The sequence below is a fragment of the Mycobacterium sp. MOTT36Y genome (genome assembly GCF_000262165.1).
In the GTDB taxonomy this organism is placed as follows: domain Bacteria; phylum Actinomycetota; class Actinomycetes; order Mycobacteriales; family Mycobacteriaceae; genus Mycobacterium; species Mycobacterium intracellulare.
Genome location: NC_017904.1, coordinates 3,806,759 through 3,832,385, shown reverse-complemented (window position 1 = coordinate 3,832,385; position 25,627 = coordinate 3,806,759). Strand labels below are relative to the sequence as shown.

Genomic DNA, 25,627 nt, shown 5'->3' with positions numbered 1-25,627 from the left:
GGTCGGACGGTCGTGAGCTCTGGGGGTCGGGGATATGTCGAAAGTTGATGTCGCAGCGTTGATTGCCTTGTGCGCGGCGCTGGCATCGGCGATCGGCGACGTGATCCGTCAGCGCTCCGCGCACGAGATCACCGACAAGCAGGTCGGGCACCTCGAACTGTTCCGCATGTCGCTGCGCGACGCGCGATGGTGGCTCGGCGGCATGGCCGCGGTCACCAATTACAGCCTGCAGGCCGCCGCCCTGGCGTGGGGCTCGGTGGTCATGGTGACCGCCCTGCAGGTGACCGCGCTGCTGTTCGCGCTCCCGATCTACGCGCGGCTCGCCCATCATCGGGTCAAGCCGCGGGAATGGATCTGGGCGCTGGTCCTGGCGGCCGGGCTGGCGGTGGTCATCATCGTCGGCGACCCGGAGTCCGGCCACCAGCGCGCGCCGCTGCAGACCTGGATCATCGTGGCCCTGGTCATGGCGCCGCTGCTGGTGGGCTGCGTGGTGGCCGCACGAATCTGGTCCGGCAGCCCGTTCGCGGCGGTGCTGCTCGCGGTGGTGGCGGGGTCCTCGCTGGCGCTGTTCGCGGTGTTGACCAAGGGCATCGTCGAGATGTCCGAGCACGGCGTCGCGCGCGTGCTGACCTCGCCGGAGTTCGTGCCCTGGCTGCTGGTGGCGCTGGCCGGGATGATCTTCCAGCAATCGGCATTCCGCGCCGGCACGCTGACCGCGTCGCTGCCGACGATGACGGTCGCCAAGCCGGTGGTCGCGGGGCTGCTCGGAGTGCTGGTGCTGGGCGAGACGGTCAACGCCAGCGGGGCCGAGTCGTTCGTGCTGGTCGCCGCGGTGTCGGTGGTGATCGTCGCGACCATCGCGCTGGCGCGCGGCGAGGCCGCCGCCGTCGACCGGACCGAATCCGGTGGGGGCGCACCGCGAAGAAAGCGGGCCCGGGACGCATCCGCCGAAGAGAGCCTCGGTCCCTACGGCGAGTGCCTGGTGGTCGCCGACGGCCCACGCTGCTGACTGGTTCGCTGGTGGCGGCCCGATCACGTTAGTTTGGTGGCGTGCTGAGCGCCATTGCCATCGTCCCGTCGGCGCCGGTGCTTGTTCCCGAACTTGCCGGGGCGGCCGCCGCCGAGGTGGCCGATCTGGTCGCGGCGACGCTCGCGGCGGCCGCGTTGCTGCCCGAACGCTGGGTGATCATCGGGACCGGCTCCGCCGACGAGGAATTCGGTCCCGACGCCGCGGGCACGTTCGCGGGTTTCGGAGTTGACGTGCGTGTCCGGTTGTCACCGCAGGACGGCGACGAGCCCGAGCCACTGGCACTCCCGGTGTGCGCGCTGCTGGGCGGCTGGGTGCGCGGCCGGGCGCAGCCGCAGGCCAGCGCGCGGGTCCGCGTCTACCGCGGCGACCACGGCGCCACCGCGGCGCTTCGCCGCGGCCGCGAACTGCGAACCGAGATCGACCGGCTGCCCGAGCCGATCGGGGTGCTGGTCGTCGCCGACGGCGCCAACACCTTGACCCCGTCCGCCCCCGGCGGACACCACCCGGACAACGCGCCCGCGCAAGAGGCCCTCAACGACGCGCTCGCCGACGGCGACGTGGCGGCGCTGACCCGCCTGCCGCCCCAGATCCTGGGGCGGGTCGCCTTTCAGGTGCTGGCCGGCCTGGCCGAGCCGGGGCCCCGATCCGCCAAGGAGCTGTACCGGGGGGCGCCCTACGGGGTGGGATACTTCGCCGGCGCCTGGCAGCTGTGACGGTGGCCGTGCGACCACTGGCCATCATCGGTCCCACCGGAACGGGCAAGTCGCAGCTGGCCCTCGACATCGCGGAGCGGCTGGGCGCACAGATCGTGAACGCCGACGCGATGCAGCTGTATCGGGGCATGGACATCGGCACCGCCAAGCTGCCCGTCGACGCGCGCCGCGGCATTCCGCATCACCAGCTCGACGTCCTCGACGTCACCGAGACCGCGACCGTCGCCCGCTATCAGCAAGCCGCCGCCGCGGACATCGAGGCGATCGCGGCCGCCGGCGCGGTGCCCATCATCGTGGGCGGCTCCATGCTCTACATCCAGTCACTCCTCGACGACTGGTCGTTTCCCGCCACCGATCCCGCCGTGCGCGCACGCTGGGAGCGGCGGCTGGGCGAGGTCGGGGTGGGGGAGCTGCACGCGGAGCTGGCCCGTCGCGACCCCGCCGCGGCCGCATCGATCCTGCCCACCGACGCGCGCCGCACGGTGCGGGCCCTGGAAGTGGTGGAACTGACCGGCCGGCCGTTCGCCGCCTCCGCGCCCCGGATCGGCGCCCCGCGATGGGACACCGCCATCATCGGATTGGACTGTGACACAACGATTCTCGATGACCGGCTGGCCAAGCGGACCGACGCCATGTTCGACCAGGGCCTGGTCGGGGAGGTCACCGCCCTGCTCGAGCACGGCCTGCGCGACGGGGTCACCGCCTCGCGAGCCCTGGGCTACGCGCAGGTGATCGCGGCGCTCGACGACGGTGGCGGCCCGGATCGACTCCGCGAGGCCAGGGAGCAGACGTTCGTGGGCACCCGCCGCTACGTGCGACGGCAGCGCTCGTGGTTCCGGCGCGACCACCGGGTGCAGTGGCTCAACGCCGACGATCGCGCCGGGCTCGTCGACGGCGCGGTACGCGCGTGGCGGCACGTATCCTGAACTGGTGAAATTCGCAAAGGGCCACGGCACCCAGAACGACTTCGTGGTGCTGCCCGACCCGGCGGCCGAGCTGAGCCTGACCGGGTCCCGGGTGGCCGCCCTCTGCGACCGGCGACGCGGGCTGGGCGCCGACGGGGTGCTGAGGGTCACCACGGCCGGCGCCGCCGCCGCGGCCGGCGTGCTGGACCGGTTGCCCGACGGTGTGGCCGCCGACGACTGGTACATGGACTACCGCAACGCCGACGGGTCCATCGCCCAAATGTGCGGCAACGGCGTGCGGGTCTTCGCCCACTACCTGCGCGCGAGCGGGCTGGAGGACCGCGACGATTTCGTCGTCGGGTCGCTGGCCGGCCCCCGGCCGGTCAGCGTGCATCGCGTCGACGGGACCACCGCCGACATCAGCGTCGACATGGGCAAGGCCAACACGCTCGGCCCGGGCGACGCCGTCCTGGGCGGGCGGCGATTTTCCGGCGTGGCGATCGATGTGGGCAATCCCCACTTGGCCTGCGTCGACCCCGACCTGACCGTCGACGCGCTGGCCGCGCTGGACGTGGCCGCGCCGGTCAGTTTCGACCCCGCCCAATTCCCGGACGGGGTGAACGTCGAGATCCTCACCGCACCGGACGCCGGGGCGGTGCACATGCGCGTCCACGAGCGGGGGGTCGGCGAAACACGCTCGTGTGGCACCGGAACGGTCGCGGCCGCGGTCGCCGCGCTGGCCGGCACCGGGGCGGACACCGGCACGCTGACCGTCCGGGTGCCGGGCGGCGAGGTCGTCGTCACCATCACCGACGCCACCAGCTACCTGCGGGGGCCGTCGGTACTGGTGGCCCACGGAGAAATCAGCGAGGAATGGTGGCGCGCACAGTAGCGTTAATTCAGATGCACGCCACCGACTTTGCGTGCATCATCTCTTATTGCCTATGACACATCCCGAATTTCGCGATCACGCGGTCACGGAGCCCAGCACGGGCGAACTCGCCCTCGAGGATCGGTCGGCGCTGCGCCGCGTCGCCGGCCTGTCCACCGAGCTCGCCGACGTCACCGAGGTCGAATACCGCCAGCTTCGGCTGGAGCGGGTCGTCCTGGTGGGCGTGTGGACCGACGGCACCGCCGCCGACAGCCAGGCCAGCATGGCCGAGCTGGCCGCCCTCGCCGAGACGGCCGGCTCCCAGGTGCTCGAAGGGCTCATCCAGCGCCGCGACAAGCCCGACCCGTCGACCTACATCGGCTCGGGTAAGGCCGCCGAACTGCGCGAGGTGGTGCTGGCGACCGGCGCCGACACCGTCATCTGCGACGGTGAGCTGTCCCCGGCTCAGCTGACCGCGCTGGAGAAGGCGGTGAAGGTCAAGGTCATCGACCGCACCGCGCTGATCCTGGACATCTTCGCCCAGCACGCCACGAGCCGGGAGGGCAAGGCGCAGGTGTCGCTGGCCCAGATGGAATACATGCTGCCTCGGCTGCGCGGTTGGGGTGAGTCGATGTCGCGGCAGGCCGGTGGCCGCGCCGGCGGCAGCAGGGGAGGCGTGGGCCTGCGCGGTCCCGGTGAGACCAAGATCGAGACCGACCGGCGGCGCATCCGCGAGCGGATGGCGAAGCTGCGCCGCGAGATCAAGGACATGAAGCAGGTCCGCGACACCCAGCGCAGCCGCCGGTTGCACAGCGACGTGCCGTCGATCGCCATCGTCGGCTACACCAACGCCGGCAAGTCCAGCCTGCTCAACGCGCTGACGGGCGCCGGGGTGCTGGTGCAGGACGCGCTGTTCGCCACCCTGGAGCCCACCACGCGGCGCGCCGAGTTCGACGAAGGACGTTCGTTCGTGCTCACCGACACCGTCGGGTTCGTCCGGCACCTGCCCACCCAGCTCGTCGAGGCCTTCCGCTCCACCCTGGAGGAGGTCGTCGACGCCGACCTGCTGGTGCACGTCGTCGACGGCTCCGACGTCAACCCGCTGGCGCAGATCAATGCGGTCCGACAGGTGGTCACCGACGTCATCGCCGACCATGACGGCGCGCCCCCGCCCGAGCTGCTGGTGGTGAACAAGGTCGACGCCGCAAGCGATTTGGCGTTGGCCAAGCTCCGCCACGCGCTGCCGGGCGCGGTGTTCGTCTCCGCGCGCACAGGCGAGGGCATCGACGGCCTGCGCCGCCGCATCGCCGAGCTGGCCGTGCCCGCCGACACGGCCGTGGACGTGGTGATCCCGTATCACCGCGGGGACCTGGTGGCCCGCCTGCACGCCGACGGACGCGTCCAGCACGAGGAGCACGACGCCGAGGGCACCCGGATCAAGGCCCGGGTCCCGGTCGCCTTGGCCGGCCGGCTGCGCGAGTTCGCCGCCCGCTGAGCCGTCGGCCGTAGCGGCCGATTCCCCAGCGCACCGCCGGCGCCGACCCGCCAGCTGCCGACCAACCGTCCGGTTGGTATATGTTGGGCTGCAGAAATCACCGTCGCCGGAGGTCAATTCCATGAGCAGCGCCATCAAATACCAGCGCACTCTTTTCGAGCCAGAGCACGACCTGTTCCGCGAGTCCTACCGGGCCTTCCTCGAGCGCCACGTCGCGCCGTACCACGACGAGTGGGAGAAGGCGAAGATCGTCGACCGCGGCGTGTGGCTCGAGGCCGGCAAGCAGGGCTTCCTGGGCATGGCGGTGCCCGAGGAGTACGGCGGCGGGGGTAACCCGGATTTCCGGTACAACACGATCATCACCGAGGAGACCACCGCCGGTCGCTACAGCGGCATCGGTTTCGGCCTGCACAACGACATCGTGGCGCCGTACCTGTTGGCGCTGGCGACCGAGGAGCAAAAGCAGCGCTGGCTGCCGAAATTCTGCACCGGAGAACTGATTACGGCGATCGCGATGACCGAGCCGGGCACCGGCAGCGACCTGCAGGGCATCAAGACCCGCGCGGTCAAGCAGGGCGACCACTACGTGCTCAACGGTTCAAAGACGTTCATCACCAACGGGATCAACTCCGACCTGGTCATCGTCGTCGCGCAGACCGATCCGGACAAGGGCGCCCAGGGCTTCTCCCTGCTCGCCGTCGAGCGTGGGATGGAAGGCTTCGAGCGCGGACGGCACCTGGACAAGATCGGGCTCGACGCGCAGGACACGGCCGAGCTGTCGTTCACCGACGTGAAGGTGCCGGCCGAGAACCTGCTGGGCCAAGAGGGCATGGGGTTCATCTACCTCATGCAGAACCTGCCCCAGGAGCGGATCTCGATCGCCATCATGGCCGCCGCGGCGATGGAGCAGGTGCTGGAGCAGACGCTGCAATACACCAAGGAGCGCAAGGCTTTTGGCAAGCCGATCGGCAGCTTCCAGAACAGCCGCTTCGTGCTCGCCGAGCTGGCGACCGAGGCGACCGTGGTGCGCATGATGGTCGACGAATTCGTTCGCCTGCACCTGGACCACAAGCTGACCGCCGAGCAGGCCGCAATGGCCAAGTGGTACTGCACCGAAAAGCAGGTGCACCTGATCGACCGCTGCCTGCAGCTGCACGGCGGCTATGGTTACATGCGCGAATACCCGGTCGCCCGTGCCTATCTGGACGCCAGGGTACAAACCATCTACGGCGGCACGACCGAAATCATGAAGGAAATCATCGGCCGCAGCCTCGGCGTATAGCTTTTCGTTTAACGGATCGTCGTCCAGTCGGCGAACGCCCCGCGGGCCGCGGTGGCCGCGCTCGATTGATGAAATCCCGGCCGGCTTTGGGCGCGATATGCGCCGACGCATGGATGGTCGCGATTCGGCCGTGGCCCGGCATCATTTCGACATCGGTGTGGTATCCCTTTTTGTAAAATTCGTGATTTGACTTCGCATTTCTTGTTGGCTGGAGCAAAGTTATGCGAGCCCGGCGATAAGGCGGATCGTGAGCGGGTCCATTCCCCGCGGAAGAACGGCCCGTTTCGCCGGTTATGCAGGTAAGGGCATAGCCGCAGATAGAGCCGTATCCGGAGGCTGGAAGGCTTGGTGAAGGTGCACAGAGGTCACATGCGCAAGCTGATCGGAAGCGCGCTGGTCAGCCTGACGACCACAGCACTAGCCGCCGTATTGCTGGCGCCCGTCGCCACCGCGAGCCCGATAGGTGACGCCGAAGCGGCGATGATGGCCGCGTGGGAGAAGGCCGGCGGCGACACGTCCCCGCTCGGCCCCCGCAAGGGTGACGTGTACCCCGCCGGGGAGGGGTTCGCCCTGGACTTCGACGGCGGCAAAATGTTCTTCACCCCGGCCACCGGGGCCAAATTCGCCTACGGGCCCATCCTGGAGAAATACGAGATGCTGGGCGGGCCGGCCGGTAGCGATCTGGGTTTCCCGGCCATCAGCGAAGTTCCGGGCCTGGCGGGCCCCGACAGCCGGGTGATCACCTTCTCGGCCACCGACAAGCCGGTCATTTTCTGGACACCCGAGCACGGCCCGTACGTGGTGCGCGGCGCCATCAACTCCGCCTGGGACAAGCTGGGCAGCTCGGGCGGGGTGCTCGGTGTTCCGGTCGGCGACGAGACCTACAACGGCGAGGTGTCCTCGCAGAAGTTCAGCGGCGGCCAGGTTTCGTGGAACCGGCAGACCAAGCAGTTCACCACCGAACCGCCGGGGCTGGCCGACCAGTTGAAGGGCCTGCAGGTGGCGATCGATCCCACCGCGGCCATCAACATGGCCTGGCGGGCGGCCGGGGGGCCCAACGGACCGCTGGGTGCCAAGCAGGGCGGGCAGACCCCCATCGGCGGTGACGGCATCGTCCAGAACTTCGCCGGCGGCAAGGTGTTCTTCACCCCGGCGACCGGCGCGAACGCGCTCGAGACCGACATCCTGGCCAAATACGAGTCGCTCGGCGGGCCCGTCGGCAGCGGCCTCGGATTCCCCGTCACCAACGAAACCGAGGGTGGCATCGGCCCGTCCAGCCGGATCTGCACCTTCTCGGCCGCCGACAAACCGGTGATCTTCCGGACCGCCGAGCACGGCGCGTTCGTCGTGCGCGGGGCGATGAAGGCCGCCTGGGACAAACTGCGCGGTCCGGCCGGCAAACTGGGGGCGCCCGCCGGCGACCAGGCCGTGGACGGTGACGTGATCTCGCAGCAGTTCACCGGCGGCAAGATTTCGTGGAACCGGGCGAAGAACACGTTCAGCACCGACCCGGCCAACCTGGCGCCGTTGTTGAGCGGCCTTCAGGTCTCGGGCCAGAACCAGCCGAGCAGTTCGGCCATGCCGTCACACGCCGACAAGTTCGGCTGGCATTCGTGGTGGTGGCTGGCCGCCATTCCGGTCCTGGTGCTGCTGGTGGTGGTGGCGTGGGCGCTGTTCGGATGGCGCCGGCGCCGCTCCGGCGCGGACGGTGCCGCCGGGTATGCGCCCGACCAGGGGTATGACGCGCCCTGGGGCCCGGAGGACCCCGACCTCGCGACCGAGCATTTCGCGCCGAGTGGGCCGCGCGAACCCGAGCAGCCGACCGATGCCGCGGCCACCGCGCGGGTCAGCTGGCAGCGTCAGGCGCCGTCGGAGAGCGACTACGGCGTCGAGCAGGAAGACCCCGACGCGATCGACACCGACTCCATCCCCGTCGTCTCGGAGGAGATGCTGGCGGAGGCCGACTATCCCGATGCCGAGGCCGATTACACCGACTACACCGACGCCGTTCCCGAGGTCGCCGAGGCCGAGACCGCCGACGATGCCGCCTACGTCGACGCCGACTACGCCGACGCCGGCTATCCGGACGACGAGTACGCCGACGACGAGTATCCCGACGTCGCCGTTGCGCACACGCCGCCGGATGCCGACGCCGTCACCGGTGCCCTGGAAGCCGCCGCGCCCGAGGATGAGTATCCCGACGTCGCGGTCCCTGAGGCGGAAGTCGAACCCGAGGACGATGTCGCCGCGGAGCCCGACGTGTCCGGGGCCCCCGAGGCCGGGGCGGTCGGCGCAGGCGCGGCCGGGGCCTTCGTCGCCGCGCAGCGATCCGGCGGTCGGCACGCCGCCGCGGACGACGCCGAGGACGGCTCGGAGAACGGGCTGGCGGGCCCGGACGGGCGCCCGACCATCCACCTGCCACTCGACGACCCGTACCAGGCGCCCGACGGCTACCCGATCAAGGCGAGCGCCCGGTACGGCCTGTATTACACGCCCGGCAGCGACCTGTACCAGGACACGCTGCCCGAGATCTGGTTGTCCAGCGAAGAGGTCGCGCTGGCCAACGGCTTCACCCGGGCCGACTAGCGGGGCCGCCGGCCGCTAGACCTTGCGGATCACCGTGACGACCTTGCCCAGCACGGTCGCGTCGTTTCCCGGGATGGGGTCGAACGCCGGGTTGTGCGGCATCAGCCACACCTGACCGCCGGCGCGTTTGAACGTCTTGACGGTGGCCTCGCCGTCCAGCATCGCCGCGACGATGTCGCCGTTGTCGGCGACGTTCTGCTGGCGCACGACGACCCAGTCGCCGTCGCAGATCGCGGCCTCCACCATCGAGTCGCCCACCACTTTGAGCAGGAACAGCGTGCCCTCGCCGACCAGCTCGCGCGGCAGCGGGAACACGTCTTCGACGGCTTCCTCGGCCAGGATGGGTCCACCGGCCGCGATCCGCCCGAGAACCGGGACGAACGTGGGTTCCGGCAACGCATCCGACCCGGCCACCTCGGTGGCGGGCGCGGCCACGTCGTCGTCGGCGCCGCGGACATCGACCGCCCGGGGCCGGTTGGGGTCGCGGCGCAAATACCCCTTGCGTTCCAGCGTGCGCAGCTGGTGCGCCACCGAGGACGTCGACGTCAGCCCGACGGCGTCGCCGATCTCCCGGATGCTCGGGGGATAGCCGCGGCTGGTCACCGAGGCGCGAATGACATTCAAAATGGTGCGCTGCCGCTCGGTCAGCGCGGAGTCCACGGAGTGCAGCCGGCCGTCCGCCGCGGCCGGGCCGGTGTTCGGGGAAGTGTCGTTGCTGTCGCCCATGGCACTGAATGTAGCCGCACCGCCGACAAGAATCAAACATGTGTTCGACTGGCGTGTCGCCCGGGCGTCCCGGGCCGGAAAAGCGCCGCCATCGGCCGAATCACAAATGTGTAACTCTTGCCGAGACCGGGTATTTGTGCCTCGTGACAGTGGTAGAGGCCGACGGAGTTGTCGGTGGTGTGATCTAGCGTTTTGCTCGTGCGACACGCTTCGCTCAAATGTTCGGGTTTCGAACACACAAGCGATTAGAGTCGAACACACGAGCGAGAGCTAGTTGACCGGAGGAACGCAGATGACAGTCATCCACACGCTTGCGCCGCGCACCAGCAGTCTTCGGCGCCCGGTCAACGGACCGGTTCAGGGCGTTCGGTACGGCAGGGACGGCCTGGCCCGCTCGCGGCGCCCCGCGCCGTCGCGGCCCGCGGGCGCCCCGACGCGCTACTACGGCACCGGGGTCGCGATGTCTGTCGCTCCGCACCGCAGGCGCGCCGTCACCTGGGCGACGACGGTTGGTCTGGCACTCGCCGCCGGGGCGATCACGCTGTGGCTGGGCCTCGTCGCGAACGTGGGGCAGGCGCTCAACGGCGACTCGACGAATTCGGCCGCCCCCGTCCCGAACCGGCTCGCCGTCGTGCGGGTCGACGCGGGGGAGTCGCTGCAGGATGTCGCTCACCGCGTGGCCCCCGACGCGCCGGCCGCCGCGGTGGCCGATCGCATCCGTGAGCTCAACGACCTGAACTCGCCGACGCTGGTTGCCGGCCAAACGCTGATCGCCCCGATCGGCTGACGGTCGTTGTGTCCCAACGGTTCCGGCCCGTGAGGTGCGCGGCCCGCGTGGCGCCGCCCCAGGGAGGGCGGCTCCGTTAGCCGTGCAGGTCAGCGCACGGGTACGCTCAAAGTTCTGCGGTACCCGGTTGTCGGCACGGTGAAGGAGCGGTCATGCACTGTCCCTTCTGCCGCCATCCGGATTCCCGGGTGATCGACTCGCGCGAAACCGACGAGGGGCAGGCCATCCGGCGTCGCCGATCGTGCCCCGAATGCGGAAAGCGTTTCACCACCGTGGAAACCGCGGTCCTGGCGGTGGTCAAGCGCAGCGGCGTCACCGAGCCCTTCAGCCGGGAAAAGGTCATCAGCGGAGTCCGCCGGGCCTGCCAGGGCCGCCAGGTGGACGACGACGCGCTGAATCTGCTGGCCCAGCAGGTCGAAGACACCGTGCGCGCCGTGGCCTCCCCGGAGGTCCCCAGCCACGAGGTCGGCCTGGCCATCCTCGGGCCGCTGCGCGATCTCGACGAGGTGGCGTACTTGCGGTTCGCGTCCGTGTACCGCTCCTTCGAGTCCGCCGACGACTTCGAGCGCGAGATCCAGGCGCTGCGCGAGCACCGCGGAGTGGCCACGCCGGGCTGACGGATCCCGCCGGGGGGCCCGCTAGGCTCGGTGCATGCCCCCTGAGTTGCATCCCGACCTGGCGGCCCTGGCCCCGCTCCTCGGCACGTGGGTCGGCCAGGGCGCGGGCAAGTACCCGACGATCCCGCCGTTCGACTACCTCGAAGAAGTCACGTTCGCCCATGTGGGCAAACCCTTTTTGGCCTACGCCCAGAAAACCAAGGCGGTGGCCGACGGCAAGCCGCTACACGCCGAGACGGGATACCTTCGCGTGCCGCAGCCGGGCCACGTCGAGCTGGTGCTGGCCCACCCGAGCGGCATCACCGAGATCGAGGTCGGCACCTATTCGGTCACCGGCGACCTCATCGACATGCAGATGTCCACCACGGCGGTGGGCCTAACGCCTACCGCCAAAGAGGTGACGGGACTTGGGCGTTGCTTCCGCATCGACGGCGATGAGCTGTCCTACACGGTGCAGATGGGTGCGGTCGGCCAGCCGCTGCAGGACCACCTGGCCGCGGTGTTGCACCGGCAGCGCTGCGCGTGCGACCGCCGGCGGCCGTGGTCAGTCCAACTGTCGCACACCGTCGTTGACCACCCGACCGGCCACCGCGACCCAGCCCTCGGGGCTCCAGGTGGTTTCGATGACCGAGCCGTTGCCCTGGGTGATCCGCAGGTTTTGGCTCAGGTAGTCGGTGATGCGCATCGCGGCCGAACCGGTCGCCTCGTCTTCGGCCACACCGAGGTTGGCGGCGAACATGCGCACCCGCAGCGCCCCGGCGGCCCGGTCGGTCCAGGCCCACAGGTAGTGCGCCGTGTCGTCGGGGAAGTCCGTCGGGTCGGCGGCGAGAACATCGTCGGCCGAAGCGAATTCGTGCAGCGCGAACTCGGGCGCCCATTCCGCGCGGGCGCTGATGCGGGTGTGGTGTTCGTCGTAGCCCACCTGCACGATCCCCGCCGGTATCTGCAACGTGTTGACCGGCCGACCGTTCTCCCGCAGCCACCACGAGGCGCCGACCGTCGGGTGCCCGGCGAACGGCAGCTCGGTCCGGGGCGTGTAAATGGTGGCGTGCGCGGTCGCGGAGCCCGCGGCCGGACGGTCGACGAAAACCGTTTCGCTGTAGCCCAATTGGGTCGCCACCCGTTGCCGGTCCGCGACCCCGACCTCAGCGGCATCAACCACGCCGAGCGGATTGCCGAAATTGCCGTCCGCGTCGGTGAACACCCGCAACACCGTGACGTCGATACCCATGGCCCGACTGTACGGCCCCGAACCGGGCCGCCTCGATCAAGGTGGAATCAGGTGGCGCTGCGTTCGTCGGACCCCATGGCGTTCAGTACGGCGACGCGCGTGGGTGCGGGGCCGCTGACGGCCCGCTCGCCACCACCGGTGCGCAGCAACCCGCGCAGCGCGGCCTGGTCGTATTCGGCGGGCGCGGTCGAATCCATGAAGCGCTCGACGACCTCGATGAAGCGGGCGGGGTCGTCGTGAAAGGGGAAGTGGCCGGAGCCCTCGAAGATCTCGAGCCGCGAACCGGGCATCGCGGCGTGGGCCATCCACGCGTGCCGGACCGGGACCACCACATCCTTGGTGCCCCAGACGATCTGCACCGGGATGGCTTCGGTCAAATAACATCGGTCGAGCATGGTGACGATCTGCCCGCGCCAGTCCACTACCGCCCGCAGGGTTCGGCTGAATGCCGCCGACGCCGTCGGTTCCGGCAGGTCGTCGAGGATCCGCAGCACGTTGGGCAGGTCACGGCCCAGGCCGGTGCTGCCCAGCGCGGCGCCCAGGACCCGGCCCACGACCTGAACCGCCGGCAGCACCAGGGGCAATCGCAGCAGGGCGATGGCTTCGCTGCCCATCGGCAGCGAAGCCCACCGCAAGACGAAGTTGACGTCCTTGGTCACGCCGCCGGCGCCCACCAGGATCAGCCGCTCCACCAAATGCGGGAACTGGTAGGCGAATTGCATGGCCACACCGCCGCCCAGCGAATGACCGACGATGGTGGCGCGTTCGATATCGAGCACGCTGAGCAGGTCCCGCATCCCGTTGGCGTATGCGGCGATCGAGTAGTCGGCGCGCGGCTTGTCGGATCGGCCGTGACCCAGCAGGTCCGGGGCGATGACCGTGAAGCGCTGGGCGAGCTTGGCCTGCACGGCATTCCACGTGGTGGAGTTGTCGCCGATGCCGTGGATCAGCAGGATCGCCGGCCCTGAGCCCGCGATGCGGTAGGCGCGCCGGTAACCGTGGATGGTGCGGAACTCGAGTGTGGGTGCGGTCACTTCGCGCACCGGGCGGAGCCTGTTCTTGCGCTTCCGCTCGGTCATAGGGCCAACCTTGCTGTCGGGCCGGGCTAAGGGCGGTGTGGCTGGGTGTTCGGCAGAGGGTCAGGCCTGATCGTCGTCGTCGAACTTCTTCTCCGCCTGCTGGGCGAGAAATCGCTCGAACTCCGCGCCCAGCTCGTCGCCGCTCGGCAGATCCTCGTCGCGCGACAGTAACGATCTGTTCTCCTGAGCGTCGATGAAGGCATCGTACTGGCGCTCCAGCGCCGCCACCACCTGAGCGACCTCTGCGCTCGCCTCGACCTGCTCGTCGATCTTGGCCCGGATCACCTCCGCGGCTTCGGTCAACGCGGTCAGCGGCAGCTCCAGCGACGCGGTCTTGGCGACCTGCTCGAGCAACGCCTGAGCTGCGGCCGGGTAATCGGTCTGGGTGAGGTAGTGGGGGACGTGCACGGTGAAGCCGACCACCTCATGGCCGTGCTGGGCCATCCGGTACTCGAGCAGGTTGGACGCGCTGCCCGGGACCTGGATCTCGGCGATCCACGGCTGGAAATTGGCGATCAGCTCCGGGTTGTTGGAGTGCGCGGTCATCGTGGTCGGCCGCGTGTGCGGAACGGCCATCGGGACGGTGCCCAGGCCGATGGTCTGGCGCACGTTGAGCCGCTCGGCCAGCAGGCGGACTGCGGTGATGAAGCGCTCCCACTTGAGATCGGGCTCCATGCCGGCCAGCAACAGGAACGGGGTGCCGACGGTGTCGCGCAACGCGTAGAGGCTCAGCTCCGGGTCGTCATAGTTGGTGAAGTGATCGGTCTTGAAGGTCATCAGCGGCCGCCGTGAGCGGTAGTCCAGCAATTCGTCGATCGCGAAGGACGCGACCAGCTCGGTGTCCAGCACGGCCTTGAGATGCGAGGCCGCCAGCCGGATGGCGTGACCGGCGTCGGAAAAGCCCTCCAGGGCGTGCACCAGTACGGGGCCGCGGCCGTCGGACGTCGACAACTGCGGCGCGGGCAGCTCCAGCTCGTACATGCCGGGCTGGCCCTGCTGGTACTGGTCACCTGGGTCTCGATGGTGATCCATCTTCGATCGCCTCCTCTCGGGGGTCCCTTCAGGGTGCCCTACCAAGTGTCCCCTGAATCAGGCGGCACCCGGATAGAACAGCGAACTCGGTTCCGGCGTTCGCACCGTGGAACGCGATAATTCTCAGGCGTAATCCGGTGAGACCCTATCGGGGGTCCCCTCCGCGGCGTCAGCAAACCCCGTGGCGCACGGCGTCGCGCGGAAGTCGGCTCGCCGCCGCGGCGTCGGGCATGATGAAGGCGATGCGCATACCGATCCTGGTGCTCTGCTCGGTGGTGGGGGTGGCGACGTCGCTGACGTCGTGTCATCGGCCCGTCGAGCAGGTGTCGGGCGCCCCGGTGTCGGCGCCGCGGACCGGCGGCCCCGTGCAGCGGCTCAGCCAGCCCGAGCAGAAGGCGGTCGCGGGTCCGGTGGAGCCGGACCGGCGGATCGGGGCGATCTTCATCGACGGTGGGCCGCTCCACGTTTGCACCGGTTCGGTGGTGCATTCCAAGGGCGGGGACCTGATCATGACCGCGGCGCATTGTCTGGCCGGGGCGTCGCTGATCACCTTCGTTCCCGGTTTCGCCGGCGACGCCGCGCCCGCTCCCACCGACATGTGGAAGGCCGACGCGGTCTACCTCGATCCGCGCTGGGTCGCCAGCAAGGATCCGCATGCCGACTACGCGATCGCGCGAGTCAGCAACGACACCGGCGCCGGCGTCGAGTCCCGCGCGGGTCTGGCGCTGACGCTGGGCGTGACGCCCCCGCCGGGCAGTCGCGTCACCGTGCTGGGTTATCCGGTCGGCGTGGGCGGCGAGCCCATCGGCTGCCAGGGCAGCACCTCGGTCAGCGACAGCGGGTTCCCCGCGCTCGCGTGCGAAGGTCTGGTGGACGGCACCAGCGGCGCTCCGTGGGTCAGCGGCACCACGCTCACCGGGCTGATCGGGGGTCTCGAGCGCGGCGGGTGCGCGCCGGACATCTCGTATTCGGCGCCGTTCGACGCCCAGACCGCGGAGCTGCTGGCCCGCGCCGAAGCCGGCGGGCCGGGCGACCCCGTCCCCGGCGACCTGCAGGACGCCTGTTAGCTGTGGCGACCGCCAGCGCGGCCGTGGCGATCGCCAGCGCGGCCGTGCCGGGCGCAGCGGGTCGCCACCATATGCCGGAGCCGGGCGCAGCGGGTCGCCACCACATGCCGGAGCCGGGCGCAGCGGGTCGCCACCATCTGGCCTACCGCCGGAACTGGTTGAGCGCGCGCACCTTGTTCATCACGTCGAGCGCGGCCACCTTGTAGGCCTCGGAAAACGTGGGGTAGTTGAACACGGCGTCCACCAGGTAGTCCACCGTGCCCCCGCACCCCATCACCGCCTGCCCGATGTGCACCATCTCGGTGGCGCTGGTGCCGAAGATGTGCACGCCGAGCAGTTTCAGGTCCTCGGTGGACACCAGCAGCTTGAGCATCCCGTAGGAGTCCCCGGCGATCTGGCCGCGGGCCAGCTCCCGGTACCGGGCCACCCCGACCTCGTAGGGGACCGCGTCCTTGGTCAGCTCCACCTCGGTGGCCCCGACGTAGGAGACCTCCGGGATCGAATAGATGCCGATCGGCTGCAGCTCGGTGATGCCGTCGCACGCTTCCCCGAACGCGTGGTAGGCGGCCAGCCGTCCCTGCTCCATCGAGGTCGCGGCCAGCGCGGGGAAACCGATCACGTCCCCGACGGCGTAGATGTGCGGCACCTTCGTCTGGAAATAGTCGTCAACGAAGATCCGGCCGCGGTTGTCGGCCTCCAGCTCGGCGTTGTGCAGGTCGAGATGGTCGGTCTGGCCCTGCCGACCGGCCGAGTACATCACCGTCTCGGCCGGGATCTGCTTGCCGCTGGCCAAGGTGGTGACGGTGCCCGCCGAGCCGACGTCGACCGCGGTCACCTCCTCACCGAACCGGAACGTCACCGCCAGGTCGCGCAGGTGGAACTTCAGGGCCTCGACCACCTCGGGGTCGCAGAAGTCCAGCATGTCGCCGCGCTTTTCCACCACGGTGACCTTGGTGCCCAGCGCGGCGAACATCGAGGCGTACTCGATGCCGATGACCCCGGCGCCGACGACCACCATCGAGGCCGGCAGGGTCTTGAGGTCGAGGATGCCGTCGGAGTCGAGCACGCGCTCCTCGTCGAACTCGACGCCGGACGGCCGCGCCGGCCGGGTTCCGGTGGCGATGACGATGTATTTGCCACTGATGGTTACCTTTTCGCGCCGCGACGGGTCCTCGACCTCGATGGTGTGCGGGTCGACGAACCGCCCGTGGCCGATCAGCAGGTCGATCCGGTTGCGCATCAGCTGGTTGCGCACCACGTCGACTTCCTTGCCGATCACGTGCTGGGTGCGGGCCAGCAGATCGGCCGGGGTGATCTTCTCCTTGACCCGATAGCTCGCGCCGTAGAGTTCGCGCTGGCTCATCCCGGTGAGGTAAAGGACCGCCTCGCGCAACGTCTTTGACGGGATGGTGCCGGTCTGGACGCAGACGCCGCCGATCATCTGGCCGCGTTCGACGATGGCAACCGACTTGCCCAGCTTGGCCGAGGCGATGGCGGCCTTCTGCCCGCCGGGCCCCGAACCGATGACCACCATGTCGTACTCTTGCGCCGAGCCCATGGGCTAAACAGTAGAGCAGCACAACTCACAGTGCCGGGTTCATCCACAGCTGGGTTGCCGCGCCGCCGCGCGCGAGCACCGGCCGACGGTGGCGGCCGTCAGCGTTGGTGCTCATGACCACGCATCCACAACCCGACTTCGAGCTTTCCCGCCCCGGCGCGCTCATCGCCGCGCTGCCCGCCGTTCTCGGCTTCATTCCCGAAAATTCATTGGTATTAGTGTCTTTGGAGGATCGGCACCTCGGGTCGGTGATGCGCGTCGACCTCTCCGAGGAGTTGCTCGCACGGGTCGGTCATCTGGCCGAGGTCGCCGCGGCGGCCCGGCCCGAGGCCGTCATCGCGGTGATCGTCGACGCCGACGGCGCGCACTGTCCCAGCTGCAACGACGAGTACCGGCAGTTGTGTGAGGCGCTCGCAGAGTCCTTGTCGCAGCACGACATTGAGCTCTGGGCCACCCACGTGGTCGACCGGGTCGCCCTCGGCGGGCGCTGGCATTGTGTCGAGGGCTGCGGGTCGAGCGGCCTCGTCGAGGACCCCTCGGCCTCGCCGCTGGCCGCCGCGGCGGTGCTGGAGGGCAGGCGGCTCTACCCGCGCCGCGCCGACCTGCAGGCGGTCATCGCGCCCGACGACCCGGCGCGCAGCGCCGCATTGGCCGGCGCGGTCGGCCGGCAGGCCGTCCGGCGCCGCGCCGCGCATCGCGCGCATCCTGTCCGCTGCATCCGCGGCGACGTGGAGGGCGCGATGGCGGCCGCCGCCCGCGTCGCCTCGGGCGAATCGCTCTCCGACGCCGAACTGGCGGCGCTGGGCTGCGCGCTGAGCGACCCGCAGGTCCGCGACATCCTGTACGCGCTGGCCGTCGGCGAGGGCGCCGATGACGTCGAGTCGCTGTGGGCGGTGCTCGCGCGCACCCTGCCGCGGCCGTGGCGGGTCGAGGCGCTGGTCCTGCTTGCGTTCAGCGCGTACGCGCGCGGCGACGGCCCGCTGGCCGGGGTGTCGCTGCAGGAGGCGCTGCGCTGTGAGCCCGAGCACCGGATGGCGGGCATGCTGGACACCGCGTTGCAGTCGGGCCTGCGGCCAGAGGACATCCGGGATCTCGCGCTCACCGGGTACCGGCTGGCCAAGCAGTTCGGGGTGCGGCTACCGCCGCGTCGGCCGTTCGGCCGTAGGGCGGGCTAGCCGGGGCGAGGGGCGGTGGGTCAGACCTTTTCGACCTTGACCGCGTGGGCCATCTCGTGGGGCAGGGTGACGTTTTCGTGGCCGGGGATGACGATGGTCACGCCGGCGGGGCCGGTCTCGACGGTCACGCGCGCGTTGGGGACCACGCCGGCGTCCTTGAGGCGGGTGATCAGGTCGGTGTCGCCCTGGACGTGTTCGGTCAGCTGCCGGACCACCACCGCCACCGGGGAGCCGGGCGGCAACTCGGTCAGCCGGACGAGGATGGCCTCCTCGGCGCCGGACTCGGGGCCCACGCCCAGGTCCAGAAGCCCGGGGATCGGGTTGCCGAACGGCGAGGTGGTCGGGTGGTTGAGCACTTTGACCAACCGCCGCTCGACCTCCTCGCTCATCACGTGCTCCCAGCGGCACGCCTCGGCGTGCACTTCCTCCCAGGGCACACCGATGACGTCGACCAGCAGTCGCTCGGCGAGGCGGTGCTTGCGCATGACGGCCACGGCCAGCGCCCGGCCCTTGTCGGTGAGCTCGAGGTGGCGGTCACCGGCCACGTGGAGCAGCCCGTCGCGCTCCATCCTGGACACGGTTTGGCTGACAGTCGGCCCGCTCTGATCGAGGCGTTCGGCGATTCGGGCACGTAGCGGCGTTACGCCCTCTTCTTCGAGGTCGTAGATGGTCCGCAGGTACATCTCGGTGGTGTCAACCAGGTCGTTCATTCAGCACCTTCCATCGACGCTGAGTCTACTTGGCCAGCTGCATGAATGGGTGTAACGCCTCCCAGGCAAGCAGTATGCCCGCCGCTGACGCGGCGGGCATACTGTCTGCTACCTAGCTTGAGTGAGTTGTCAGCTCGCGTACGACCGTAGCCTGTCGGCGCGCTCCCCGTTGCGGAGTTTGGACATTACGTCCCGCTCGATTTGGCGAACCCGCTCGCGGGACAGCCCGAACAGCTTGCCGATCTGGTCCAGCGTGCGGGGCTGGCCGTCGTCGAGGCCGAACCGCAACCGGATCACCTGGTGCTCGCGCTCGTCGAGCGTGGCCAGCACGCTGCGGATGTCAGTGTGCAGCAACTCGGCGATCACCGCGTTCTCGGCCGACATCGCCTCGGCGTCCTCGATGAAGTCGCCCAGCGGGGCTTCCTCCTCGGAGCCGACCGGCATGTCCAGGCTCACCGGGTCGCGGCTGTGCTCGAGCAGGTCGTTGATCTTGTCGACCGGGATGCCGGATTCGGCGGCCAGTTCCTCGTCGGTGGCCTCGCGGCCGAGGTTCTGGTGCATCTCACGCTTGATCCGCGCCAGCTTGTTGACCTGCTCCACCAGGTGGACGGGCAGCCGGATGGTGCGGCTCTGGTCGGCCATGCCGCGGGTGATGGCCTGACGAATCCACCACGTGGCGTAGGTCGAGAACTTGAATCCCTTTGTGTAGTCGAACTTTTCCATCGCGCGGATCAACCCGAGGTTGCCCTCCTGGATCAGGTCCAGCAGCGGCATGCCACGACCCGTGTACCGCTTGGCCAGCGACACCACCAGGCGCAGGTTCGCCTCCAGCAGGTGACGGCGCGCGGCCTTACCATCGCGCACCACGGCCTCTAGATCGCGTTTACGGTTCTCCCCGAGGCGCTTACGCGTTTCGAGCAGGTGCTCGGCGTAGAGCCCGGCTTCGATCCGCTTCGCGAGTTCAACTTCCCCCGCCGCATTGAGCAACGCCGTCTTGCCGATTCCGTTCAGATATACGCGCACTAGATCCGCCGCGGGGCTTTGAGCATCCAGATCGCCGTCAAATCTGCTCGTGCTGGCGTTCGCCATAGCGACCTCCCGTTCGGCTTGTACTGTCATCGAGTTCAACGACCGATTAGGGTTCAGAGTTCCCAGCGGTTCCCCATCTCACACGTCTTGACGTGCACAAATGTGCCGAAGACCTGAGAATGTCCTGAGAAGTGCGCCGCGACGGCACCGAAGAAGGAACGAGCGCTAGCCGTCGTCGATTCCGCCCCGCGGGTCGGGAGGCCACCCCGGCTGGGGGTGTCGCGGAGCCTCGAGCGCCGGGCGTTCGGCGCGGGGGAACAGGGGGGTGCGCCGGCGCGCGTTGTCGAACCGGCGGGGCTCGTCGGGGCGGCGCGGCGGGCGGTCGTTGGCGATCAGCACGGCCATCCAGGGCAGGGGGATGGACACCGCCACGATCGCCAGCGAGATCAAGCCGTTGTGCCACGCGCCGTAGGCGAGCGCGGCGAGGATGAGCGCCGGAATCCGGAATGCCATCAGGGTCAGGTATTTACGGACCCGCGCGCGATGCTGCTCCTCGTAGGAGGGCTCGGCGGCGGTGATGAGCACCGGGCGGCCCTTGTGGCCGGCGAAGTCATCGAAGCTGCCGTCGAACCCCGCGTCGGAGCCGTGCTTCATTTCTCCACTGTCCCACACCGCGACGATTCCGGCGTGGCCGGTTTTGGGGCGGCCCGGCAGCGCACCGGGCAGTGCAAGAATGTCAGGTATGCAGACCCAGACGATCGAGCGCACCGAGACCGACGAACGCGTCGACGACGGGACCGGCAGCGACACACCCAAGTATTTTCACTACGTCAAGAAGGACAAGATCGCCGAGAGCGCGGTGCTGGGCAACCACGTCGTCGCGTTGTGCGGCGAGGTGTTCCCCGTCACCAAGGCGGCCAAGCCGGGCTCGCCCGTCTGCCCGGAGTGCAAGCAGATCTACGACCGGCTCAAGAAGGGCTGATCACCCGGGCGGCTTCGCCGGCGCGGTATCGCGTTGTTGCGTGGCGGGATTCGCGATCGGGCTGGCCAGCGTCTCCACCGTCTTCTTCAGGGCGGGCGAGCGGGAGAACAACCAGGTGCGCACCCGGTGGGCGTGCGTGGTGGGCGCGGGAAACTCCTCCTGGACCGCGGCGTTGAGCTCGGCCCCGAGCATGATCGCGAACCCGCCGAAGAACGCGAACAGCAGGAATGCGATCGGGGTGGAGAGCGCGCCGTAGGTGTAGCCGGTGCTGGTGATCCAGCGCAGGTAGAACCGCAGGCCCAGCGTGGCGGTGACGAACACCGTGGTCGCCAGCATCGCGCCGAGGATCAGCCGGTGGGAGGGCAGCGGTTCGGGCAGTGCGACCCGGTACAGGATCATCACCCCGAGCGTCAGGCCGATGATCAGCGCCGGGTAGTAGCCGTAGCGCAGCACGTTGGACAGGCCGAGCGGGATGTGTTCTTCCACCTTGCGCGGGCCCACCACCACCAGCGGCGCGGTCGCCACCACGACGACCAGCATCACGACGTAGAGGAACAGCGCGAAGAAGCGCTGCCGCACCGGATGGCGCAGCGGCGTCTGGTCATGCGCCTCGACGACGGAATCGACGAACGCCGAGATCGCCGACGACCCCGCCCACAGCGAGATGATGAATCCCAGCGACACCACCTCTCCGCGGGCGTTGCTGGCGATGTCGCGGACCGTCGGCTCGATGATCTCGTTCACCACGCTGGGGGAGAACACGCTGTGCGCCGTCGAAAGCAGCTGCCGCAGGATGTTGGGCAGCATGTCCGGCCCGAACAGCGGCGCCACGTAGGCCATCGTGCCCAGCATCCCTAGCAGCAACGGCGGCAGGGACAACGCCGACCAGAAACCAGCCTGAGCCGACTCGGAAAAGATTGAGTCGTCCCAGCTCTTGGACAGAGCCCTGCGGGTGATTCGCCAGATGTGGTGGCGCGACGGTTTTGCGACCTGATCGCTCATACCAGTCCAGCATTACCGAAGATCGCGCGCGCTGCCCACATTGGGGACGGGCGAGTTCGGTTGGCTAGCTTCCGCTGACCTCCAGCACGGCGTCCAGCTCGGTCAGCTTGGCCTCGTGCTCGTTGGCGTGGTGCTGGCAGAAGAGAAGCTCGAGGCCGGAAGGCAGCTTGGCGCGCACACGGGCCGCGGCACCGCAGCGGTCGCAGCGGTCGGCCCGTGTCAGTTCTGGACTCGTCAGAGTTGCATTCATGGCTTCTCCGTTCTCGTACATTCACTTTCTCAGACGTATGGCGTTTTCGCCTTGTTCCCCGATCGTTATCGGGTGTGTCGTTTCTCACGGCCTGGTCAGGTTTGGTGTGGACGGTTCTCTAGGGTGACCGTCGTGACCTTCGTTGCCGACGTGCTGGTGCACCTGTGCGGCGCCGAGCAGTGGGCGCAGGCCCGCCGTGACGGCGCCATCCGCCCCACCGGCGGCGCCGACTTCATCCACCTGTCGACGCCCGAGCAGGTCCACCTGCCCGCCAACCGGCTCTACCGGGGCCGGCGCGACCTGGTGCTGTTGCGCATCGACCCGGCTCGCCTCGACGCACCGGTGCGCTGGGAGCCGGGAGTGCCAACCGATCCGGCGTCGATGTTGTTCCCGCACCTGTACGGCACCCTGCCGGTCGCCGCGGTGACCCGCGTCACCCCTTACCCGCCGGGGGCCGACGGCGCCTTCCCTCCGGTCACCGGCGAGTCGACGTAGGCGTCGGCCTCGATCTCCACCAGCAACTCGGGCGCGATGAGCGCCGAGACCTCGACCATGGTGGCCACGGGGCGGATCGCGCCGAACACCTCCTCGTGCACGGCGCCCACCTCGCGCCAGCGCGAGATGTCGGTGACGTAGAGGCGTGTGCGTACCACGTCGGTGAGTGACGCGCCGGCTTGTCGCAGCGCAATGTCGATGCGGCGCAGGGCATCTCGCGTCTGGGCGGCGATGTCACCGGCGGGCCCGGTGCCGGTCGTTCCGGCCACCACCACGTGCGGGCCGACCCGCACCGCGCGCGAGTAACCGACCACCGATTCGAATTCCGAACCGGACGAGACCACTGTGCGGTGTGCTGACATGTGGTCACGGTACGACGGCGGCGCCGCCGGCGCAGCCGAATTTCCCCGCGGCAGGGGTTGTTTGGTTCGGACCGGGTTCGGCGAGCCGCGAACAGCTTGTGCGCCAACCGTTCTCGCGGACGGCGGACCGCGCTAGTCGAGGTAGTCGCGGAGCACCTGCGAGCGGCTGGGGTGGCGCAGCTTCGACATGGTCTTGGACTCGATCTGGCGGATGCGCTCGCGGGTCACCCCGTACACCTGCCCGATCTCGTCCAGGGTGCGGGGCTGGCCGTCGGTGAGGCCGAAGCGCAGCCGCACCACGCCGGCCTCGCGCTCCGAGAGCGTCTCGAGCACCGACTGCAACTGGTCCTGCAGCAGCGTGAACGACACCGCGTCGACGGCCACCACGGCCTCGCTGTCCTCGATGAAATCGCCCAGCTGGCTGTCGCCCTCGTCGCCGATGGTCTGGTCCAGCGAGATCGGCTCGCGCGCGTATTGCTGGATCTCCAGCACCTTTTCGGGCGTGATGTCCATTTCCTTGGCCAGCTCTTCGGGCGTGGGCTCGCGGCCCAGGTCCTGCAGCAGCTCGCGCTGGATGCGGCCCAGCTTGTTGATCACCTCGACCATGTGCACGGGGATGCGGATGGTGCGGGCCTGGTCGGCCATGGCCCGGGTGATGGCCTGACGGATCCACCAGGTGGCGTACGTGGAGAACTTGTAGCCCTTGGTGTAGTCGAATTTCTCGACCGCGCGGATCAGACCCAGGTTGCCTTCCTGGATGAGGTCGAGGAACGCCATGCCGCGGCCCGTGTAGCGCTTGGCCAGCGACACCACCAGCCGCAGGTTGGCCTCCAGCAGATGGTTTTTGGCGCGGTCGCCGTCGCGGCAGATCCACTGCATGTCGCGGCGCTGGGCGGCCGGCAGTTTGTCGCCGCGCTCGGTCATCTCGGTCATCAGCTGCGTGGCGTACAGGCCGGCCTCGATCCGCTTGGCCAGCTCGACCTCTTCCTCGGCGTTGAGCAGCGCGACCTTACCGATCTGCTTGAGGTACGCGCGAACCGAGTCGGCGGAGGCGGTGAGCTCGGCGTCCTTGCGGGCCTGGCGCAGCGCCTCGGATTCGTCCTCGTCCCAGACGAAATCGCCGGAGGCCTTGTCCTTTTCGGTGGGCTCGGCGATCTCGTCGTCCTCGTCGGCGGCGGGCTCGGCGGCCGCCGCGGGGGCGGGCGCCTCCTCGTCGTCACCCTCCTCGGAATCGCCCGATTCGACCTCGGCGTCTTCGGATGCCACGTCGTCCTCGAGGTCGTCGAGGGACAGGTCGCTGTCGATGTCGAGGTCCTCGCCGGGCTCACCCTCGAGGTCTGGTTCGTTGTCGAGATCCTCGACGGCGCCGTCGGAATCGAGGGCGTCGGGATCCGCGGGGCCGCCCTTGGCCGTTTTGGTGCCGCGGCCCTTGGCCTCGGCGCCCTTGGCCCGGGTCTTCTTGGCGGGCTCGGCGGCGTCGGACTTGGTGGACCGCGCGGTCGTCTTGGCGGCCCGTTTGGCGGGCGCGGAGCCGTTGGCGGCCTTGGCCGCCGGACGCTTGGCGGGGGACGACGCAGACTTCGTGGCGGTGCGTTTCACCGGCCCATCGGTTGCCGGGCTTGCCTTGGTCGCTGCCACTTACACCCCTTCGTTTGGGCTCACCTTCGGTGGGTATTGGGCATGGTTAACCGAAAGTGTCTGCTATGTCGATGTCGGCGTTGGTATCAGCGTGCGTAGTCGCACGCTATCGGTTGGGCGTTCGCCGAGCACCATTGTAACGACAGTGCGCGGTACTACAGCTGTGCCGGGCGAAATTCAGTGGGTCACGTCCGAGGTGGCGGCCATCGCCGCGCCGACGATCCCGGCGGTGTTGAGCAGGGCCGCGGCCACCACCGGGGTGCGGTTTTCGAGCAGCGGCAGCCACTTGTCGGCCTTGCGGCTGATCCCCCCGCCGGCGATGAACAGGTCCGGCCACATCGCGTTCTCGATGCTGACCAGCACCTCGGTGACGTGTTTGGTCCATTTTTCGTAGGACCAGCCCTTCTTTTCCTTCACCGAGGAGGCGGCTTGTTTCTCGGCTTCTTTGCCGCCGACCTCCAGGTGCCCGAATTCGGTGTTGGGGATCAGCGTGCCGTTGTGGATGACCGCCGAGCCGATGCCGGTGCCGAAGGTCAAGAGAATCACCAGGCCCGTCTGATTCCTGCCCGCCCCGTAGTGCTCCTCGGCCAGCCCGGCCGCGTCGGCATCGTTGAGGACCGTCACGTCCTGACCGTCCAGCTCGGCGCTGATGATGTCGCGGGCGTTGACCCCGATCCAGGACTTGTCCACGTTGGCGGCGGTCTGCACCACGCCGTGCGTGACCACCCCGGGGTAGGTCACGCCGAGGGGCCCGGTCCACCCGAATTCGTTGACGACCGCGGCGATGGTCTTGGCGACCGCCGACGGCGTCGCGGGTTGCGGGGTCAGCAGTTTGACCCGCTCGCCGATCAACAACCCCGTGTCCATGTCGACGATGCCGCCCTTGATGCCGCTGCCACCGACGTCGATGCCGAAGCCGCGGCGTTCATGTGTGCCGTCGGCCGGTGCGGCGCCGGGCGTGTCCGTGGTCGAGTCGGTGCTGGTCATCGAATCTCCTCGGCGTGA

General features: G+C 69.2%; 26 protein-coding genes and 1 pseudogene. 14 read left to right on the top strand and 13 right to left on the bottom strand.

Translation table 11 applies throughout. The annotated features are described in order from the left end of the window. Positions 1-34 precede the first annotated feature (34 nt). The 7 genes from W7S_RS17190 (at position 35) to W7S_RS17160 (ending at position 8,882) form a co-directional block, all read left to right on the top strand. Positions 35-1,009, top strand: coding sequence for a DMT family transporter (locus W7S_RS17190; protein WP_014380607.1), 975 nt, complete (start codon positions 35-37; stop codon positions 1,007-1,009). Positions 1,010-1,050: 41 nt separating this feature from the next. Continuing rightward, on the top strand, positions 1,051-1,743 hold the full coding sequence (locus tag W7S_RS17185; protein WP_008258576.1) for a hypothetical protein: 693 nt from the start codon (positions 1,051-1,053) through the stop codon (positions 1,741-1,743). An 8-nt stretch (positions 1,744-1,751) separates the two neighbouring features. Beyond that, positions 1,752-2,669, top strand: a complete 918-nt coding sequence (gene miaA / locus W7S_RS17180; protein ID WP_008258573.1) for a tRNA (adenosine(37)-N6)-dimethylallyltransferase MiaA — start codon at positions 1,752-1,754, stop codon at positions 2,667-2,669. Positions 2,670-2,673: 4 nt separating this feature from the next. Further along, on the top strand, positions 2,674-3,540 hold the full coding sequence (gene dapF / locus W7S_RS17175) for a diaminopimelate epimerase (RefSeq protein WP_008258572.1): 867 nt from the start codon (positions 2,674-2,676) through the stop codon (positions 3,538-3,540). 52 nt (positions 3,541-3,592) lie between these two features. Further along, positions 3,593-5,014 carry a GTPase HflX gene (hflX, locus tag W7S_RS17170; protein WP_008258571.1) on the top strand — a complete coding sequence of 474 codons (1,422 nt, stop codon included), beginning with the start codon at positions 3,593-3,595 and terminating at the stop codon, positions 5,012-5,014. A gap of 121 nt (positions 5,015-5,135) precedes the next feature. Next, positions 5,136-6,296, top strand: a complete 1,161-nt coding sequence (locus tag W7S_RS17165; protein WP_008258570.1) for an acyl-CoA dehydrogenase family protein — start codon at positions 5,136-5,138, stop codon at positions 6,294-6,296. A gap of 369 nt (positions 6,297-6,665) precedes the next feature. Then, the gene (locus W7S_RS17160) at positions 6,666-8,882 is read left to right on the top strand and encodes an LGFP repeat-containing protein (RefSeq protein WP_008258569.1); all 2,217 of its coding nucleotides are present in this window, start codon (positions 6,666-6,668) and stop codon (positions 8,880-8,882) included. 15 nt (positions 8,883-8,897) lie between these two features. Here the strand turns inward: W7S_RS17160 and lexA are convergent, their stop codons facing one another. Further along, positions 8,898-9,608 carry a transcriptional repressor LexA gene (gene lexA / locus W7S_RS17155; RefSeq protein ID WP_008258568.1) on the bottom strand — a complete coding sequence of 237 codons (711 nt, stop codon included), beginning with the start codon at positions 9,606-9,608 and terminating at the stop codon, positions 8,898-8,900. A 292-nt stretch (positions 9,609-9,900) separates the two neighbouring features. On the opposite strand from lexA, the gene W7S_RS17150 reads away from it, so the two are divergent. The 3 genes and pseudogenes from W7S_RS17150 to W7S_RS26375 form a co-directional block, all read left to right on the top strand. Next, on the top strand, positions 9,901-10,395 hold the full coding sequence (locus W7S_RS17150; RefSeq protein ID WP_008258566.1) for a LysM peptidoglycan-binding domain-containing protein: 495 nt from the start codon (positions 9,901-9,903) through the stop codon (positions 10,393-10,395). 152 nt (positions 10,396-10,547) lie between these two features. Next, on the top strand, positions 10,548-11,012 hold the full coding sequence (gene nrdR, locus W7S_RS17145) for a transcriptional regulator NrdR (RefSeq protein ID WP_008258565.1): 465 nt from the start codon (positions 10,548-10,550) through the stop codon (positions 11,010-11,012). Positions 11,013-11,046: 34 nt separating this feature from the next. Beyond that, a pseudogene (locus tag W7S_RS26375) lies at positions 11,047-11,529 on the top strand (peroxynitrite isomerase); the annotation flags it as partial. A gap of 27 nt (positions 11,530-11,556) precedes the next feature. Here W7S_RS26375 and W7S_RS17140 read toward each other — a convergent pair. The 3 genes from W7S_RS17140 to W7S_RS17130 are packed head-to-tail and all read right to left on the bottom strand — an operon-like array spanning position 11,557 to position 14,354. Next, positions 11,557-12,243, bottom strand: coding sequence for a PhzF family phenazine biosynthesis protein (locus W7S_RS17140; RefSeq protein ID WP_008258563.1), 687 nt, complete (start codon positions 12,241-12,243; stop codon positions 11,557-11,559). 47 nt (positions 12,244-12,290) lie between these two features. Continuing rightward, positions 12,291-13,322, bottom strand: a complete 1,032-nt coding sequence (locus W7S_RS17135; protein ID WP_008258562.1) for an alpha/beta fold hydrolase — start codon at positions 13,320-13,322, stop codon at positions 12,291-12,293. A gap of 60 nt (positions 13,323-13,382) precedes the next feature. Then, positions 13,383-14,354, bottom strand: a complete 972-nt coding sequence (locus W7S_RS17130; RefSeq protein ID WP_008258561.1) for a proteasome assembly chaperone family protein — start codon at positions 14,352-14,354, stop codon at positions 13,383-13,385. Between the two features lie 230 nt (positions 14,355-14,584). On the opposite strand from W7S_RS17130, the gene W7S_RS17125 reads away from it, so the two are divergent. Next, on the top strand, positions 14,585-15,421 hold the full coding sequence (locus W7S_RS17125) for a serine protease (RefSeq protein ID WP_036429067.1): 837 nt from the start codon (positions 14,585-14,587) through the stop codon (positions 15,419-15,421). 142 nt (positions 15,422-15,563) lie between these two features. Here W7S_RS17125 and sthA read toward each other — a convergent pair whose 3' ends face one another. Next, positions 15,564-16,979 (bottom strand): Si-specific NAD(P)(+) transhydrogenase, encoded by a 1,416-nt coding sequence (sthA, locus tag W7S_RS17120; RefSeq protein ID WP_008258559.1) that lies wholly within the window; start codon positions 16,977-16,979, stop codon positions 15,564-15,566. 113 nt (positions 16,980-17,092) lie between these two features. Between sthA and W7S_RS17115 the strand changes: the two genes are divergently transcribed. Then, positions 17,093-18,154, top strand: a complete 1,062-nt coding sequence (locus W7S_RS17115) for a DUF4192 domain-containing protein (RefSeq protein ID WP_008258557.1) — start codon at positions 17,093-17,095, stop codon at positions 18,152-18,154. Between the two features lie 20 nt (positions 18,155-18,174). Here the strand turns inward: W7S_RS17115 and W7S_RS17110 are convergent, their stop codons facing one another. From W7S_RS17110 to W7S_RS17100, 3 genes are all read right to left on the bottom strand, one after another. Further along, positions 18,175-18,864 carry a metal-dependent transcriptional regulator gene (locus W7S_RS17110; RefSeq protein ID WP_008258556.1) on the bottom strand — a complete coding sequence of 230 codons (690 nt, stop codon included), beginning with the start codon at positions 18,862-18,864 and terminating at the stop codon, positions 18,175-18,177. 129 nt (positions 18,865-18,993) lie between these two features. Continuing rightward, positions 18,994-19,983, bottom strand: coding sequence for a sigma-70 family RNA polymerase sigma factor SigB (gene sigB, locus W7S_RS17105; protein WP_050782802.1), 990 nt, complete (start codon positions 19,981-19,983; stop codon positions 18,994-18,996). Positions 19,984-20,118: 135 nt separating this feature from the next. Beyond that, on the bottom strand, positions 20,119-20,565 hold the full coding sequence (locus W7S_RS17100; RefSeq protein WP_008258554.1) for a DUF3099 domain-containing protein: 447 nt from the start codon (positions 20,563-20,565) through the stop codon (positions 20,119-20,121). Between the two features lie 70 nt (positions 20,566-20,635). Between W7S_RS17100 and W7S_RS17095 the strand changes: the two genes are divergently transcribed. Next, positions 20,636-20,875, top strand: a complete 240-nt coding sequence (locus W7S_RS17095; protein WP_008258553.1) for a DUF3039 domain-containing protein — start codon at positions 20,636-20,638, stop codon at positions 20,873-20,875. On the opposite strand, the gene W7S_RS17090 is transcribed toward W7S_RS17095, so the two are convergent. Together W7S_RS17090 and W7S_RS17085 are read right to left on the bottom strand one after the other, a co-directional pair. Continuing rightward, positions 20,876-21,877 carry a YihY/virulence factor BrkB family protein gene (locus W7S_RS17090; protein WP_008258552.1) on the bottom strand — a complete coding sequence of 334 codons (1,002 nt, stop codon included), beginning with the start codon at positions 21,875-21,877 and terminating at the stop codon, positions 20,876-20,878. Positions 21,878-21,941: 64 nt separating this feature from the next. Further along, positions 21,942-22,127: a hypothetical protein gene (locus W7S_RS17085; RefSeq protein WP_008258551.1), complete on the bottom strand. Its 186-nt coding sequence runs from the start codon at positions 22,125-22,127 to the stop codon at positions 21,942-21,944. Between the two features lie 123 nt (positions 22,128-22,250). Between W7S_RS17085 and W7S_RS17080 the strand changes: the two genes are divergently transcribed. Further along, the gene (locus W7S_RS17080) at positions 22,251-22,622 is read left to right on the top strand and encodes a DUF952 domain-containing protein (protein ID WP_008258550.1); all 372 of its coding nucleotides are present in this window, start codon (positions 22,251-22,253) and stop codon (positions 22,620-22,622) included. On the opposite strand, the gene W7S_RS17075 is transcribed toward W7S_RS17080, so the two are convergent. The 3 genes from W7S_RS17075 to ppgK form a co-directional block, all read right to left on the bottom strand. Then, on the bottom strand, positions 22,568-22,984 hold the full coding sequence (locus W7S_RS17075) for a RidA family protein (protein WP_008258549.1): 417 nt from the start codon (positions 22,982-22,984) through the stop codon (positions 22,568-22,570). The genes W7S_RS17080 and W7S_RS17075 overlap by 55 nt on opposite strands. 132 nt (positions 22,985-23,116) lie before the next feature. After that, positions 23,117-24,622 carry an RNA polymerase sigma factor gene (locus W7S_RS17070; RefSeq protein WP_008258548.1) on the bottom strand — a complete coding sequence of 502 codons (1,506 nt, stop codon included), beginning with the start codon at positions 24,620-24,622 and terminating at the stop codon, positions 23,117-23,119. Positions 24,623-24,799: 177 nt separating this feature from the next. After that, complete coding sequence (gene ppgK / locus W7S_RS17065; protein ID WP_008258547.1) at positions 24,800-25,609, bottom strand: polyphosphate--glucose phosphotransferase; 810 nt, start codon at positions 25,607-25,609, stop codon at positions 24,800-24,802. Positions 25,610-25,627 lie beyond the last annotated feature (18 nt).